Origin of the sequence: Siminovitchia sp. FSL H7-0308 (genome assembly GCF_037980985.1) — a bacterium.
In the GTDB taxonomy this organism is placed as follows: Bacteria; Bacillota; Bacilli; order Bacillales; family Bacillaceae_C; genus Siminovitchia; species Siminovitchia thermophila.
Genome location: NZ_CP150282.1, coordinates 3,462,183 through 3,476,633 on the forward strand (window position 1 = coordinate 3,462,183; position 14,451 = coordinate 3,476,633).

At 41.2% G+C, this 14,451-nt stretch carries 16 protein-coding genes and 1 riboswitch; of the genes, 8 read left to right on the forward strand and 8 right to left on the reverse strand.

Features of this window, described 5'->3' with window-relative positions; all coding sequences use genetic code 11:
- The first annotated feature begins 89 nt into the window (after positions 1-89).
- Positions 90-464: a helix-turn-helix transcriptional regulator gene (locus tag MHB50_RS16335; RefSeq protein ID WP_340084231.1), complete on the forward strand. Its 375-nt coding sequence runs from the start codon at positions 90-92 to the stop codon at positions 462-464.
- A 69-nt stretch (positions 465-533) separates the two neighbouring features.
- Entirely contained in the window at positions 534-1,688 is a 1,155-nt protein-coding gene (locus MHB50_RS16340; protein WP_340084232.1) for a site-specific integrase, read from the forward strand.
- A 92-nt stretch (positions 1,689-1,780) separates the two neighbouring features.
- Here the strand turns inward: MHB50_RS16340 and groL are convergent, their stop codons facing one another.
- Together groL and groES are read right to left on the reverse strand one after the other, a co-directional pair.
- Positions 1,781-3,409, reverse strand: coding sequence for a chaperonin GroEL (gene groL, locus MHB50_RS16345; protein WP_077112772.1), 1,629 nt, complete (start codon positions 3,407-3,409; stop codon positions 1,781-1,783).
- 60 nt (positions 3,410-3,469) lie between these two features.
- Positions 3,470-3,754, reverse strand: a complete 285-nt coding sequence (gene groES, locus MHB50_RS16350; protein WP_077112770.1) for a co-chaperone GroES — start codon at positions 3,752-3,754, stop codon at positions 3,470-3,472.
- Positions 3,755-4,123: 369 nt separating this feature from the next.
- Here groES and MHB50_RS16355 point away from each other — a divergent pair, with 369 nt between their 5' ends.
- From MHB50_RS16355 to MHB50_RS16370, 4 genes are all read left to right on the forward strand, one after another.
- Positions 4,124-4,936: a basic amino acid ABC transporter substrate-binding protein gene (locus MHB50_RS16355; protein WP_077112768.1), complete on the forward strand. Its 813-nt coding sequence runs from the start codon at positions 4,124-4,126 to the stop codon at positions 4,934-4,936.
- Between the two features lie 51 nt (positions 4,937-4,987).
- Positions 4,988-5,716 (forward strand): amino acid ABC transporter permease, encoded by a 729-nt coding sequence (locus MHB50_RS16360; protein ID WP_339165499.1) that lies wholly within the window; start codon positions 4,988-4,990, stop codon positions 5,714-5,716.
- Positions 5,717-5,720: 4 nt separating this feature from the next.
- Positions 5,721-6,443 (forward strand): amino acid ABC transporter ATP-binding protein, encoded by a 723-nt coding sequence (locus MHB50_RS16365; RefSeq protein ID WP_077112766.1) that lies wholly within the window; start codon positions 5,721-5,723, stop codon positions 6,441-6,443.
- Positions 6,444-6,577: 134 nt separating this feature from the next.
- Positions 6,578-7,483, forward strand: coding sequence for an AEC family transporter (locus MHB50_RS16370; protein WP_340084235.1), 906 nt, complete (start codon positions 6,578-6,580; stop codon positions 7,481-7,483).
- 988 nt (positions 7,484-8,471) lie between these two features.
- Here MHB50_RS16370 and MHB50_RS16375 read toward each other — a convergent pair.
- The 3 genes from MHB50_RS16375 to MHB50_RS16385 are packed head-to-tail and all read right to left on the reverse strand — an operon-like array spanning position 8,472 to position 10,822.
- Entirely contained in the window at positions 8,472-9,872 is a 1,401-nt protein-coding gene (locus MHB50_RS16375; protein WP_077112762.1) for a nucleoside recognition domain-containing protein, read from the reverse strand.
- Positions 9,835-10,578: a FeoB small GTPase domain-containing protein gene (locus tag MHB50_RS16380; protein WP_077112760.1), complete on the reverse strand. Its 744-nt coding sequence runs from the start codon at positions 10,576-10,578 to the stop codon at positions 9,835-9,837. The genes MHB50_RS16375 and MHB50_RS16380 overlap by 38 nt, the downstream gene beginning before the upstream one ends.
- Entirely contained in the window at positions 10,556-10,822 is a 267-nt protein-coding gene (locus MHB50_RS16385; protein WP_077112758.1) for a FeoA family protein, read from the reverse strand. Before MHB50_RS16385 ends, MHB50_RS16380 begins: the two co-directional genes overlap by 23 nt.
- 247 nt (positions 10,823-11,069) lie before the next feature.
- Between MHB50_RS16385 and MHB50_RS16390 the strand changes: the two genes are divergently transcribed.
- Positions 11,070-11,813, forward strand: a complete 744-nt coding sequence (locus MHB50_RS16390) for a type II CAAX endopeptidase family protein (RefSeq protein ID WP_339164787.1) — start codon at positions 11,070-11,072, stop codon at positions 11,811-11,813.
- Positions 11,810-12,004, forward strand: a complete 195-nt coding sequence (locus tag MHB50_RS16395; protein ID WP_077112753.1) for a YdiK family protein — start codon at positions 11,810-11,812, stop codon at positions 12,002-12,004. Before MHB50_RS16390 ends, MHB50_RS16395 begins: the two co-directional genes overlap by 4 nt.
- A gap of 246 nt (positions 12,005-12,250) precedes the next feature.
- Here MHB50_RS16395 and ssuE read toward each other — a convergent pair whose 3' ends face one another.
- The 3 genes from ssuE to tatC all read right to left on the reverse strand — a co-directional run bounded on the left by ssuE (position 12,251) and on the right by tatC (position 14,436).
- Entirely contained in the window at positions 12,251-12,799 is a 549-nt protein-coding gene (gene ssuE, locus MHB50_RS16400) for an NADPH-dependent FMN reductase (protein ID WP_077112751.1), read from the reverse strand.
- Between the two features lie 375 nt (positions 12,800-13,174).
- Positions 13,175-13,357, reverse strand: a complete 183-nt coding sequence (locus MHB50_RS16405) for a YezD family protein (RefSeq protein WP_077112749.1) — start codon at positions 13,355-13,357, stop codon at positions 13,175-13,177.
- Between the two features lie 71 nt (positions 13,358-13,428).
- Positions 13,429-13,535: riboswitch (SAM riboswitch) on the reverse strand.
- Between the two features lie 157 nt (positions 13,536-13,692).
- Positions 13,693-14,436 carry a twin-arginine translocase subunit TatC gene (gene tatC, locus MHB50_RS16410; protein ID WP_077112747.1) on the reverse strand — a complete coding sequence of 248 codons (744 nt, stop codon included), beginning with the start codon at positions 14,434-14,436 and terminating at the stop codon, positions 13,693-13,695.
- Positions 14,437-14,451: the final 15 nt, after the last annotated feature.

Sequence of the window (14,451 nt, forward strand, 5' to 3'; positions counted from 1 at the left end):
CTTTGTTTCTAATATATAAACTTTGATATTCATACCGACATATTGTAATATGGTAGCCACACACGTCATTTTTAAAAGGATGAAGCGAGATGAAATCATTAGGAGAAGTAGTACGTCAAAGAAGATTAAGTAAGAACTTAACTCTAGATCAACTGGCTATACTCATTGATTCATCAAAGTCCTACTTGTCCAAGCTCGAAAATAACCATATCGAAAAGCCGAAACCAAGCACCTTACGGAAGATTGCTAAGCAGCTGGATATGGAATATAACGAGCTGGTCATGCACAGCAACTATGTAGATAAAGACACGATGAGTTGGAAACTGCCCTCTGCTACTTACTATGAGATAGATTCCATTTTAGAGGATAAGAAAAATATCATTATGGTGCAGGGGAAAATACTAGAGAAAGGAGAACGAGAGAAATTATTGAAGATGGTTCAATTGCTTTTTGATCTGGAGTAAGTTAGTCAATTCTCTTCTTTGACATTCGTTTTCTGTGAACAGTAAACGTCATGAAGGAGAGAAAAGAGAATGGCTTATATTAACCAAGATAAGTCGTCATGGTACTTTGTCGTTTCTAATGGGAGAGATCCAATTACAAACAAACCACGACAAATAAAACGAAGAGGATTTAAAACACGAGAAGAGGCAGAGTTGGCAGCATTGGAAGTTGAGCTACAAATTAAACGGGGTGAATACTTTCAAGGGGAAAATATGAAGTTTCAGGCATTATATGAGGAATGGATTGAATCTTACCCTTTTACTAGAAAGAAAAGTTCCACGAGAAACCGTAAAAGCTCTGCCAAACATTTATTAAATGTTTGGGCACAGACACCTATTCATAAAATCACAAAGCAAGTGTACAGGCAGTATATGAATTCTCTAGTATCTAAATACATGTACAACACGAGGGAAGGTATTCATATCGTCGCTAAAATGATATTCGATTATGCGATTGAAATGGATTATATCAACAAAAATCCAACGGACAACTATAAACTGCCTAAGAATCTTGAATACGAAGAGAACGAAGAAAAGCTTGTTTTTCTAGAAAAAGAAGAACTGAAGGTTTTCTTGCAAATCGCAAAAGACGAAGGATTACCGAACGACTACGAATTCTTCAGTCTTCTCGCCTATTCCGGTATGCGAATAGGAGAAGTCATTTCACTTCAATGGAAGGACCTAGACTTTCAGAATTCGTCTCTTTCGATTACGAAGACCTACTATAACCCAAGCAACAATAAGCGTGAATTTGAATTGCAAACACCTAAAACGAGGAGCTCCATGAGAAGGATACTGATTGATTCGACCATCATGGAGTTATTAAAGGAACTAAAGGAAAAGCAAAATGAATTTATTAAGAAAAATAAACGCTTATACAAAGATCAGGGTTTCATTTTCACTTGTTCGGAAGGTTATCCGTGTACAATTAAACAATTTTCCAACCGTCTACAGCGTCTGCTAGCAAAAATGCCTGACTTATGTAAGCACATCACGCCACACTCATTCCGGCATACACACGCTTCGTTGTTAATTGAAGCAAATGTTAATATGAAAGTTATCTCTCATAGGCTCGGGCATTCTTCAGTAGCGACGACGGACGAAATTTACGGACATCTGACAAGAGGATTAGAAAAAGAGGCCTCTCAAAAATTCAGTGAATTAATGAGAGACCTCCATATTTAGAGTGATTTTATCGGCGCTTATGACCAATAAAATGACCACGGTTTGATGATAAGTGCTCTAACCCTTGGTATATCAAGGGCTTAGAGTTTTCCTTACATCATGCCGCCCATGCCGCCCATGTCTGGCATTGCAGGGGCGCCACCAGCGTTTTCTTCCGGCTTGTCGGCAACAACTGCTTCGGTAGTGAGAAGCATAGCCGCAACGGAAGCTGCGTTTTGGAGCGCGTAGCGCGTTACTTTTGTTGGGTCGACGATACCAGCGTCGATCATGTTGACCCACTCGCCGTTTGCAGCGTTGAAGCCGATGCCGACTTCTTCTTTTTTCAGGCGGTCAACGATGACGGAGCCTTCAAGACCGGCGTTTTGAGCGATTTGACGTACAGGCTCTTCAAGGGCGCGCAGAACGATTCTGACACCAGTAGCCACATCTTCTTCGCCTTCGATTTCAGCCACTTTTTTGTAAACATTCACAAGTGCTGTTCCACCGCCGGAGACGATTCCTTCTTCAACTGCCGCACGAGTAGCGTTCAATGCGTCTTCGATGCGAAGTTTGCGCTCTTTCAACTCGGTTTCAGTTGCAGCGCCGACTTTGATGACAGCTACGCCGCCAGCCAGTTTCGCCAAGCGCTCTTGAAGTTTCTCTTTGTCAAACTCGGAAGTTGTTTCTTCCAGTTGCGCGCGGATTTGGTTGATGCGGCTTGCAATGTTTGCAGAGTCGCCCGCACCTTCAACAATTGTTGTGTTTTCTTTGGAAACAACCACTTTAGCAGCACGTCCAAGAGATTGGATGCCGGCTGTTTTCAGGTCAAGACCGAGATCTTCAGTGATGACTTCTCCGCCAGTTAAGATAGCGATATCTTCAAGCATAGCTTTGCGGCGGTCACCGAATCCGGGAGCTTTGACAGCAACTGCGTTGAATGTTCCGCGAAGTTTGTTCACAACAAGTGTTGCCAATGCTTCGCCTTCTACATCTTCAGCAATGATCAACAATGGTTTGCTTTGTTGGACCACTTGCTCAAGGAGTGGAAGAACTTCTTGGATGTTTGTAATCTTTTTATCCGTGATCAAGATATATGGATCCTCAAGAACAGCTTCCATTTTGTCGGAGTCTGTTACCATATAAGGAGATGCATATCCACGGTCAAATTGCATACCTTCTACAACGTCAAGCTCTGTTGTAAATCCTTTGGATTCCTCAACAGTGATGACACCGTCATTTCCAACGCGTTCCATTGCTTCTGCGATCAATTGGCCAACTTCTTCGTCACCGGAAGAAATGGCGGCAACTTGCGCGATGGATTCTTTATCTTCAATTTGCTTAGAAATAGCATGAAGCTCTTCCACAGCAACGGCAACCGCTTTTTCGATTCCTTTGCGAACGCCAACCGGATTGGCACCAGCCGTAACGTTTTTCAAGCCTTCTTGAATCATGGCTTGTGCAAGTACTGTAGCGGTTGTTGTACCGTCCCCTGCCACATCGTTTGTTTTGCTTGCTACTTCAGATACAAGTTTGGCTCCCATGTTTTCAAAAGCATCTTCAAGCTCGATTTCTTTCGCAATGGTTACACCGTCATTCGTAATCAATGGAGAACCGAATTTTTTCTCAAGAACAACGTTTCGTCCTTTTGGCCCCAAAGTTACTTTAACGGCGTCAGCCAGTTGATCTACTCCGCGAAGCAGTGCACGGCGCGCGTCTTCGTTAAACTTAATCTCTTTTGCCATTGATAAAATGCCTCCTTATCGATCGTTAAGATTTTTTCATATGGAAAGATCACATAATCATTAGCCAATTACAGCCAATATGTCAGATTCACGCAAAATCAAGTATTCTGTACCTTGGTATTTCACTTCTGTACCAGCATATTTAGAGAAGATAATGTTGTCGCCTTCAGAAACTTCAAGCGGTACGCGTTCACCGCTGTCGAGAACACGTCCTGTGCCAACGGCAACTACTTTTCCTTCTTGTGGTTTTTCTTTGGCTGTGTCAGGAAGCACGATGCCGCTTGCTGTTTTTTCTTCCGACTCAACAAGCTCGATAATAACACGATCCCCAAGTGGTTTTAACAAGTGAAACAACCTCCTTAAAAATATGTAAGTTTTATGTTTATTAGCACTCGCACCCGGTGAGTGCTAACCCAGATATAATATTAAATAATTTCATTTGTTTTTGCAAGTATAAACCCCCAAATTTTTATTGAAAAAGTTTTTTACTATTTTCGACAGAGTGATGGAGCATTACATATAACAAACATAGGCGTTTTTCCATCTATGAAATGGGTTATCACTATTTTTCCCCGTTCTGTCTATCTCTCCTTCCTTCTTTGTTTTATTGATTAGCCCGGCCAATTCGCTTATAATTGTATTAATCATCTGAAGTAACTGAATAGTTTTGTGTTTCAGATGTACATACAAAATCAACTAAGGGGGAAATCATTTATGAGAAAAGGCATGCGTCTTTGGCCTATCGGTTTCTTGTTGGTTTGCTTAAGCCTCGTTTTGTTCGGCTGCGGCACTGGCGGCTCGGAAGAAGCAGGAAAAAAAGAAGAAGGATCAGCCAGTGAGGGCGCCGGAGACAAAAAGAAATTCATCGTTGGAACAGATGCCACATACGCACCTATGGAGTACATGGATAGCAGTGGAAATATCATCGGTATTGACATCGATGTTGTGAAAGCGGTTGCAGAAGAGGTGGGAGCGGAAGTTGAGTTTAAAAATATCGGCTGGGAACCGCTATTTCCAGCGGTGAAAAATGGAGAAGTAGACTTCGCCGTTTCTTCTATTACAATGACGGAAGAGCGCAAGAAAGAATTTGATTTTACAGATCCTTATTATATTGCCAATCAAGTGATACTCATTCCGGAAGATTCGGATATATCCAAGCTTGAAGATTTAAAGGATAAAAAGGCTTCCGTCCAGATTAATACGACAGGCCATGAGGTTTTAAAAGAACTTATGGGGAATACGAGCGCTAATATCATCGCAGCGGAAACAATGCCGCTTGCCATTGAAGAGATGCTGAATGGCAATGCCGACGCTGCGGTTGGGGATAACTCGGTTGTCAATGAATATTTGAAAAACAATCCAGACAAAAAATTAAAAGTGATTGAAGATGAGAGCTTTGAAAAAGAGTATTATGGTTTAATGGTGAAAAAAGGAAACCAAGAATTACGTGATTTGCTCAACGAAGGAATCAAAAAAATCAAAGAGAATGGAAAGTTAAAAGAAATCACCGGTTATGATGTTGAGTAATTGCATTGCCATTGATGATCAGACACTGGCTCACATCAGGAGGTGGTTATCATCGACTTTTTAGATATCCGGCTGGATATGATTTGGAATTATAAGGAGTTATTTATTCGGGGCATTTGGGTAACTCTCAGTCTTACAGCGGTCGGTTATGTCGGGGGGATTATTTTAGGGTTACTATTCGGTTTGGGGAAGCTGTCAAAAAGAAAATGGATCTATTACCCGTGCAAGTATTATGTTGACTTTTTCCGTGGCACCCCGCTACTTGTGCAAATTTTAATCATTCACTTGGCTGTTATCCCTACGATTTTTGGCCATTCTTTGGGTTATTTCATCTCGGGGGCTATTGCTCTTATGTTGAACTGCGCCGCTTATAACGCGGAGATTATCCGCGCGGGCATCCAATCAATTGAGCGAGGCCAGATGGAAGCGGCGCGATCACTCGGAATGCCACACAAGACTGCGATGCGCTACATTATTTTACCACAGGCGTTTCGTCGAATGGTTCCGCCTCTAGGAAATGAGTTGATCGCATTATTGAAAGATTCCTCACTCGTTACGGTCATTGCCGCGAATGATTTATTATATGCCGGTAAAGTCGTTGCAGGAGCATATGCCAGATTTTGGGAGCCGTACATCACTGTCGCTATTTTATATTTGCTGCTGACTTATATTTTTACGAAAATCATTACATATGTGGAAAAGCGGTTCAGCAACAGTTATATCCCAACTCAAAGACGAAGGGTATTTTCATTTGGCCGTTCACCATCGGCGGGAGGGTGAGCAGATGATTAAAATTGAAAGATTATGTAAATCGTTTGGAGATTTGGAAGTATTAAGAGGGATTGACTATGAAATTAAGGAAAAAGAAGTCATATGTGTGATCGGTCCGAGTGGATCCGGGAAAAGCACCTTCTTAAGATGCATTAATTTATTGGAAGAAATTACGGATGGAGCCGTTTATATCAACGGTGTCAGCGTAAATGACCGACAGACAGACATCAATGCGATACGCAAAGAAGTCGGGATGGTGTTTCAGCAATTCAACCTTTTTCCCCATATGACCGTGCTGGATAATATTACGATTTCTCCGATAAAAATGAGGGGAATGAACCAGCATGATGCAAAAGAGCTCGCGCACCACTTGCTTCAAAAAGTGGGGCTGGGAGATAAATCCAATGCGTATCCAGAACAACTGTCCGGAGGGCAGATGCAACGTGTGGCGATTGCCAGAGCTTTGGCGATGAAACCGAAAGTCATGCTGTTTGATGAACCGACATCTGCCCTCGATCCCGAGATGGTCAATGAAGTGCTCGATGTCATGAAACAGCTTGCGGTTGAAGGGATGACGATGGTGGTCGTTACACATGAGATGGGCTTTGCACGAGAAATGGGAGATCGTGTGTTATTTATGGATCAAGGGCTTCTTGTTGAGGAGGGCACACCCGAGGAAGTATTTAATCATCCAAAAAGTGAACGGACGAAAGCGTTTTTGAGTAAAGTGCTTTAATAGAATGAAAGTTTCTGGGTGATCCAAACCTTCTTTCTGGTTTGGATTCTTTTTTTTCATTATGGCCGACGTTTCTGAATGTATCGGAATTTTGATATGATGGTCGTAGGTATAGAGATGGGGATGAATGGGATATGGAATTTGTAATGATGGTTTTGCCAATTTTTTTAATATTTTTCACGGGATTTATCGGACAAAAAGTCATTGGATTTGATATTCGTTCGATCTCAACCGCCGCCTTATATTTAATGTCTCCCTTTCTAGCTTTTCGCACATTTTACAAACATGAATTGACCATCGACTATGTATACATATTTCTTTTTTGCTGTGTATTGTCAGTCTCTTTGATTCTGATTGTCTGGATAACGAGCAAAATGATGGATGCGGAACGCTCACAGCTGTCCGCACTGATTTTAGGCGGGGCCTTTATGAATAGCGGAAATTACGGTGCTCCTGTCGTTCTCTTTGCGATGGGAGCAGCCGGGTTCGATTATGCAGTGATTGTCATGGTCTTCCAGTCTTTCTTGATGAATTCGCTCGGCATTTTCTTCGCTTCGATCGGCGGAAAAGAGCGGGCTTCCCTTCAAGAGTCACTACAGAGGGTGATTCGCATGCCTGTCATTCATGGGGCTTTCTTGGGCATCTTGCTGCAAGTGTTTTCTATTAAGCTTCCGGAAACAACCTTTCATGCTGTTGACCTTGTAGCGGATGCATCCATTCCAACTGTAATGCTTGTCCTGGGCATGCAGCTTGCTGCGATCAAACGCAAACGCGTTCCCTACAAGTTTGCTTCCGCAGGAATTGTCATTAGAATGGTCATTTCACCGGTGATCGCAGTTGCTATTTTGCATTTTTTCCCTGTTAATGAGTTAATCAAAGCGGTCCTTATTTTGCAATCGGCGATGCCCGCTGCGGCGAATACGACTATGTTTGCGATTCAATTTGATACCGAGCCGGATCTCGTTTCCTTTACGACTTTGGCCACTACGCTCCTTAGTTTATTTACGATCCCTTTTGTTTTGTTTTTGATCGGAGCTTAAGCAAGACAAGCCATTACAGATTTTTTTCAATAAAAAACTGTCTGTGGTTATACAGGAGGTTGCCTCGTTCCGCTTACATATGGAACTATGAATTTTTTCACTGCTACAAATGTTATAAACCGGCGCATAAAAAAATTAAGTATTCGGATTAGTGTATGGAAACCATTGAAAATGAAAGGAGCAGAGTGTAAATAACAAGCATTATTTTCAATACATTTATTAATAGTTGGGAAAAAAATGATCTTAATGGAAATGATTGCAGATGATTTATACGATCTTGCAAAGCTATATAAGCAATTTTGGAACGAGGAATCTTGATAATTTATGTATCGCATTATTCCAAAAGTTATCGCATATCAAATTTGCTAAGAGGACGAACCTTAATGAAGAGCGACGCTGTCCTTTTAAGTTATGTAAAGTAGGCATCTAAGACAAATTAACAAGCATGGGGGCTGAATTATGAGCGGATCTGATCTTTACACATTGGTGACACACGTCCGGTTGGTTGGTGCACGATTACGAAAACAAACCGTGTACCTATACGCAAAAAAGAAAAAAAGCTGGGACAAAACTTTATAAAAATGAATAAACCTCATGAATCTTATTTAAAAACCTTGGTTTCACGCGGCTTTATTTTCACGATTTATACTAAAATCAATTCGTTTTCAACTTATGTTCCAGCCCAAATATCTTCGAGGATCCGCCACCACGAGGAAAAACAGTGTTTGTTCTTTATCAATATTGGATCTCTATTTAAAGAAGAGCCCTTTGGTTGGATGATAGCTACGGAATGGACAAATACGCCAAATGTGCCTCTTTTAGAATACCTCACATATAAAATACTTTGATTAAAAACACGTAATTTGACAAAGCCCACTAACCAGTGTTTTCCGGTTTAATACCGAATCACACTGGTTGCATGGTCTTTTTTTCAATCTGTCTATTTGACAAGGGTATATCTGCTTCCGGAGCTTTCTTTCGGATATTTTTACACCCAGCCGAATCCTCTTACTACCTGGGCAACGATAAATGTGACAATAATCGCAATCGCTGTTGGTAATGCAAAGGCAACAAATGTCCACTTCTTGCTATTCGTTTCTTTGTAAATATTAAATAATGTCGTCCCGCACGGATAATGAAGCAATGAAAACAGCATCATATTCAAAGCGGTTAACCACGTCCAGCCATGGTCTACAAAGATTGATTTGATCGCGGTTAATTCTTCTACTTCTGTCATGGCACCTGTTGATAAGTAACCCATCAATAAAATCGGCAATACGACTTCATTCGCCGGAAGTCCAAAAATAAAGGCCATCAGAATAAATCCGTCCAATCCCAATAATTGGGCAAAGGGGTCCAGAAAGTTGACGAAGTACATTAATAAGCTCGTATCCCCGATATAGATATTGGCAGCCACCCACGTCATCACACCGGCGGGAGCCGCTATAATGACCGCTCTTTTTAACACGAACCATGATTTATCTAGCGTGGCGCGAATAATCGTTTCCCAAAACCGCGGACGACGATAAGCAGGAAGCTCCAATGTATAATGAGTCGGGACTCCTTTCAGGGCGGTTTTGGATAAAGCCCATGAAACAAATAGTGTGACGACGATTCCAAATAACACCATTCCCATGACGATCCCGGCCGTCACCAATGTTCCCATTGTACCGGAATAGCCTACCGCCATAAATAAAGAAGCTAATAAGATCAGCGTTGGCCATCTGCCATTACACGGAACAAAGTTATTCGTCAAAATCGCAAGCATTCTTTCCCGTGGCGACTCGATGATTCTTGTAGACATTATGGCAGCCGCGTTACAGCCGAAACCCATCGCCATTGTTAACGCCTGTTTCCCATGGGCACCTGCCCTTTTAAAGAGCCGATCCATATTAAAAGCCACTCGGGGTAAATACCCGTAGTTTTCCAACAGGGCAAACATGGGGAAAAAGATCGCCATCGGAGGAAGCATGACACTGACCACCCACGCCGTACCTCGATAAAGCCCTAAAACAAGGATGCCATGGAGCCATTCAGGCGCATGAATCCATGTGAAAAAAGCCGTTATATACTGCTCCAACCAATTGAACGTATTGGCCAACATGGTAGAAGGGACATTTGCCCCGGCAATCGTGATATAAAAGACGACTCCCAACATCGCAAGCATAATGGGAAATCCCCAAACCTTCGATGTGAAAATTTTGTCCAGCTTTTCTGTTTGCCGCAATTTTTCCGGGGCTTTATAAGCAATTGTTTTTTCACAAATGGCATTTGAGGTTTGGTAAATATTAGTAACAATCTCATCACGAATATCTTCCGTTGATAGCGACTGTGCCAAATGTAATAATTCATTATAGTTGTTGGGTTTTGGCTGGATATGAGTGCTCATGTGTCAATCCGTCACCCCGTTCTTTCTCTATCTTTTTAGAATAAGCAGTGATAAATGATTCATCCCCATCAAGCAACCGCAAGGCGAGCCAGCGGGCGGGAAGCTCTTTGCCAAACACTCTTTGCACATGGGGAATCAATGTTTCCACCTTCTTTTCAATCTCTGGTGAATACTGTATTTGATACGGAGAAGTGGAAATCTTTCCTGAGATCATCCTGTCGATCGTATCTAATAACTGATTGATGCCCACTTTGTTACGAGCAGAAATTTTGATGACAGGAACACCGAGTTTTTTCATTAATGCTTTCTCATTGATATAAATCCCTTTTTTCTTTGCTTCATCAATTAAGTTAATGCAGACAATCACTTTATCTGTCATTTCCATGACTTGCAACGCCAAATTCAAATTCCGCTCAATCGAGGTGGCATCAAGCACAACAATCGTCAAATCCGGCCGCTCGAAGACAATAAAATCTCTTGCTACTTCTTCGTCCGCCGAGTTGGAAAAAAGGGAATACGTACCAGGGAGATCAATGATTGTGTAATCTACCCCCTTATAGGAAAACTGCCCTTCCGCATGGATAACGGTTTTTCCCGGCCAATTGCCAGTATGCTGTTTTAGTCCTGTCAATGTATTAAATAAAGTACTTTTTCCAACATTCGGATTGCCTGCCAACGCAATTTTAACTGGTTGCTGATGATTCATTTGCTACTAACTCCCCATATATTTTTGAACTTTCTTCCCTTCGCAGGGCAATAGTCGTATGGCTGACACGAAAGGCAATCGGATCGCCGAGAGGACTTTTTTGCAGCACAATCACCTCTGCCGAAGGGACAAACCCTAAATCCAATAACCTTCTCCTCATCGTGCCCGTTACGAGTAACTTCTTTATTTTGATGCAATCCCCAGTGTTGGCTTCATTAAGAGCAATCAACTCATGACCTTTCATCTCCTTTACCTCCCTCATATAAGTTGGATTGTCTTTACAATGTTTCCCCCGACCAACATTTCTTTAATTTATATTTTATGCACACTAGTTGCCTATGTCAAACTTTTTCGCCAGAATGAAAAAAATGGGCACAGGATATTTTTAGGGCAGGGGAAGGAAAACATAAACGCGCTGTTTGAAACAATCGTCCATTAAGAGTAAAATAGAAATTATCGTTCGATATATATGAAGGAGATTTACTATTTTCATGAAGAAATCATATCTTTTGATTGTCCTCACTTTTATCGTTATGCAGTTGTCCTCTTATATTGGAGTACCGCTCTTTTTCCAAATAGGTACGAAGGTGCTTCATATTGATCCGGAGCAAATGAAAGTGAATGCGGTTGGTTATTGGATTCTGTTCTCTTTTAGTGTTGGACTTGCCCTTGTTCTTTTTCTTTTGAGAAAAAATGAGAAGTATACAAAAATAGAGAAGGACCAGCCGCTCCCCGTCGGACAATCTTTTACTTGGGCAATTATCGGTATTTTTATGGCCTTCTTTGCCCAGATTTCCGCAGGTTTGGTAGAGAAGGCGATTGGCATCAACCCGGGATCAGAGAATACACAGCAAATTTTACAATTGATCGAGTTATTTCCGGCAATCGTCATCATCAGTTCCATTATTGGGCCCATTTTAGAAGAGATCGTATTTCGAAAAGTCATATTCGGAAGCTTGTACGACCGCTTCCCTTTCTGGGTAGCCGCTTTACTGAGTTCCGTCATTTTTGCACTGGCCCATTTCGAGCCTGTTCACATTATTTTATATGCTACCATGGGATTCGTATTTGCCTTTTTATACGTTATGACGAAAAGAATTATCGTTCCTATCATCGCACATGTCTCGATGAACACGATCGTTGTCATACTTCAGTTATTCCTTGTCGATAAGCTGGAGAAATATATAGAAAAAACAGCACAATTTGTATGGTGGATAGGAGGGTTCTTTTCATGAGGTCACCATTATTTTCAGGTACTTTATATATCGTCTTGGGGTTTGTTTTTACATTTTTTGCTGTCCAGCAAGTGGATAAGAACGGCTTTGGTTTTATGGTTTATTTGCTGATAATTTTAGCCACACTGGATTTTGGAGCGGGGCTGCGTCTCATTATGCTCCACTTTCGGTTAAAAAAGGATCAGAAATAGGATGTATATAGTAACAAAGCCTGCTAGTACAGCGCTGGCCGCATAGCAAGCTCCCGTGTTGCCTTTTGCTGAAATGCAGTGCTGGAACTTCCTGCCTACAGGTTACGCCAAAGCCTCTTGATCAGTTTGTACGAGGACTTCCTGGATAAAAAACAACATCTATTAAAAAAAACAGAGACATCGGTTTTTCGAAGTGCCCCTGCCATCGACAGCAAGCATTTCATTACCAAATGTCTCTTTTCTGTTTTATAAAGAAGACGCAAGACGCTTATTTTTCTTTACTATTTCGATAAATTCATAAAGCTGTTTTTTCGTACGTAAAAGGCTTTCTTCATCAATGATTGGGTTTTTCTGTTCCCTGTTAATTTGGCTATCGAGAAAATAAAGTCCTTGAAGACTTTTTCCTTTTAAAGAAGCAATGAGCGGTTTCAATGAGAATTCAATCGCCAATAAATGGCCCGGGCTGCCCCCGGTCATGAGCGGCAATACCGGAATATTTTTAAACACATCTTGAGGCAAAAGATCGAACAATGTTTTTAAAACTCCCGAATAAGCCGCTTTATAAACCGGTGATCCGACAATCACCCCCGCCGCCTCTTGAATAACAAGTGACACTTTTTGAATGGCAGGGCTATGAACATTTCCGTAAACCAAGTCCTCCGGCGGAATATCTTTTACTGAAACATGTTTTATTGAAAAATGTTCCCTCTCCAGCAATCTGCCTAGATAATCCAGAATCTTTCCAGATCTGGAAAATTCAGATGGACTTCCTGAAATAATGACAATATCACTCATTTTATTTTCCTCCCTTTAAGTGAAAACGATTTTAATTAACTGTATGAGCATGTTCTTCTCAACCCAAACGGATTAAACTTGCTACATTTTTTTAATTGGCCACCGGTTTTATATCCAACAAATATTATGTATCATTCACCAACCAATCAAATCCCTTCCATGAATGATTTTTCTTCCTTTACAGTCGTATGGAGCGCAAAATCCCAAAACTCTTAGTTCTTCCACATCCTTTTTATGAAAGAACTGAGGAGTCACCCTTCTTCTCTGCATTTGCTATTTTCTCGCTACCATTTTAGGCAACGGTACAAAAAAAGCACCCTCCCAATGCATGATCATTGAGAAGATGCCTTTAGTTGTCTAATCGGCAGCCTGTTTTCATTTGTTTGCTTTCATCATCGGGACTTTCCTTTGTTTCCTTTGCATGTTGTAACGCTTTTTTTCAGTCGTATCAATTTGGGTGATTTCTCCATCGTGCACTGTAATGACCAATGAACCATATTCCATCTTTTTCAAGGCCGAAACAATGTCTTCAATCGCATTTTCCTCCACTTTTGCCATCTTCATCCCCCCATTAAAAAAACCTCTTCTACAAAATAAGAAGAGGTTTGCTTTAAACGTCATTTGTTCTCTTCTTATCTTTCAAGCTTACAAACAGCCTGCTGGAATTGGCACAGTACCTTGACGGTCTGTTGCCGAGGCTTCAAAGGGCCAGTCCCTCCACCTCTCTGGATAAGAAATTACCTATTATTCAGTTGAAACGTCATTTATAAACGTATTTATATACTATCCCACTATAAATTATCTGTCAAGGATGAATTTTTCATCTTATAGCATTAACCCACTTGTTTTATGGGCTATAGATTAAAAAAGCACCGGAAATATCGGATGCTTTTTTAATCTTCATCACTCTCTGCTGCGGAAGCCTGCGCTTTTTTATAACCCACCTTTGAAATCCAGATGCTGATCTCATACAAAATGAGTAATGGAACGGTCACCATCATATGCGAGATTAAATCCGGAGGCGTAATGAACGCTGCGATAACCAGCAAAATAAAGTACGCATATTTTCTGATCTGTACCAAAAACATCGGCGTAACGATGCCCAACCTTGTTAAAAACAAAATGACGACCGGAAGCTGAAACAAAACTCCAAACGGTACGGTTATCTGAAAAAGAAATTGAAAATATTCATTAATGCCAATTGTTGTCTGTATCTCCATATTGCTCGATAACCCAAGCATGAACCGTATCACAAATGGAAACAAAATAAAATAAGAAAAAAGGACACCTGCTAAAAATAAAAAAACTGAAACCGGTATATAGCTGAGCGTTGCCTTCCGTTCCTTTTCCAAAAGACCCGGACTGATAAAGGCCCAGAGCTGATACAAAATAACGGGGGATGTTAAAATAAACGCCAGAACAAACGTCATTTGCAGAAACACTTTAAACGGATCCGTCACACGGAACGCATTCATCGTAATGTCCTGGGCAGCGCTTGCATGCTGAATCAGCTTAATAAGAGGCTGTGATATAAAAAAGCTGGCAATGACAGCCAACACAAAGAAAACGACTATAATGACCAGCCGTTTTCGCAATTCCTCTATATGATCGATGATCGACATATTGTTTTGACTCATGATTTGTTCATCCTA